This window comes from Halomonas sp. ATBC28, from assembly GCF_005937175.1.
Taxonomy (GTDB): Bacteria; Pseudomonadota; Gammaproteobacteria; order Pseudomonadales; family Halomonadaceae; genus Vreelandella; species Vreelandella titanicae.
Window position 1 is genome coordinate 1 of sequence record NZ_VCQL01000073.1, and the last position, 824, is coordinate 824.

2 tRNA genes and 2 rRNA genes are annotated in these 824 nt (G+C 49.4%); all 4 read left to right on the forward strand.

The features are described from left to right. A 16S ribosomal RNA gene (locus E0L35_RS25350) occupies positions 1-110 on the forward strand; the annotation flags it as partial. Between the two features lie 83 nt (positions 111-193). Then, positions 194-270: transfer RNA gene (locus tag E0L35_RS25355), tRNA-Ile, on the forward strand. Between the two features lie 116 nt (positions 271-386). Continuing rightward, positions 387-462, forward strand: a tRNA-Ala gene (locus tag E0L35_RS25360). Positions 463-720: 258 nt separating this feature from the next. After that, positions 721-824 (forward strand): 23S ribosomal RNA (locus E0L35_RS25365); the annotation flags it as partial.

An 824-nucleotide genomic window follows, 5' to 3' on the forward strand; every position in this document is an offset into this window, starting at 1 on the left:
AGAAGTGGTTAGCCTAACGCAAGAGGGCGATCACCACGGTGTGGTTCATGACTGGGGTGAAGTCGTAACAAGGTAGCCGTAGGGGAACCTGCGGCTGGATCACCTCCTTAAACGATGCGTCACAGTCGGTAAGCGTCCACAATGAATTACCTGATCAGATATAGAGCAAACGGTAAAAGCACGATCCCCTCTTGGGTCTGTAGCTCAGTTGGTTAGAGCGCACCCCTGATAAGGGTGAGGTCGGCAGTTCAAGTCTGCCCAGACCCACCAAATTTTATTTATCGCTGCGTTATTTTATAACTCGCATAGTAGGCTATGCGTCGTCATAAAATGCCTTGCGCTAAATAAAATTGGCCAGAGGTGAGTGTGACTAAGAGTGACTAGATGGGGCCATAGCTCAGCTGGGAGAGCGCCTGCCTTGCACGCAGGAGGTCAGCGGTTCGATCCCGCTTGGCTCCACCATTACGTTACTACCCTGTTTAACCTTCAATACCGTTTGTGAATGTTTCGTGACCATTGATAAGTCGCTGTGTTGTAGCCGTTGTTTTAGTTATCGCACGCCGCCTTATCACTGTTCATTGAACAGCTGCTCTTTAACAATGTATATCATGCTGACAAGAACACTTCGTAAGAAGTGCGTCTTAAATTGTGATACGTCTCAAGCGTATCCGGCAAAATGAAACGTGATCATTGCGATATCCAGACTCCTTCGGGTTATAGGGTCAAGCAATGAAGCGCACACGGTGGATGCCTAGGCAGCCAGAGGCGATGAAAGACGTGGTAGCCTGCGATAAGGCTCGGTGAGGTGGCAACAACCTGTGACC